Source organism: Holdemanella sp. DFI.5.55 (genome assembly GCF_020593575.1).
In the GTDB taxonomy this organism is placed as follows: domain Bacteria; phylum Bacillota_I; class Bacilli_A; order Erysipelotrichales; family Erysipelotrichaceae; genus Holdemanella; species Holdemanella hominis.
Window position 1 is genome coordinate 1 of sequence record NZ_JAJDMK010000292.1, and the last position, 262, is coordinate 262.

Genomic DNA, 262 nt, shown 5'->3' on the forward strand with positions numbered 1-262 from the left:
CGTTCAAGTGAGCTTTGGTTATCTTTTGATTTAGGCTCGATATATGTGATGATGCCTTTTTTTTGATTTATTTGTCCCCGAAGAGAAAGGGTGGAGCAGTCACGACGAATGGTCATCTCTGAGACGTTTAATGCTTGGCTGAGTTCGCTAATCGACATTTCTTTTTTTTCGCAAAGAAAAGAGAGGATTTTTTCTTGCCGTTCTTGAATATTTTTGGTTGAATTTTTCATTTTTATCAGCATCCTATGATATAAAATCGTAT

1 protein-coding gene is annotated in these 262 nt (G+C 35.9%); it reads right to left on the reverse strand.

Annotated features, from left to right (window positions below; genetic code table 11):
• Positions 1–230, reverse strand: a 230-nt coding sequence (locus LJE08_RS14150; RefSeq protein WP_227403598.1) for a DeoR family transcriptional regulator, incomplete at its 3' end; no start/stop codon positions are given.
• Positions 231–262: the final 32 nt, after the last annotated feature.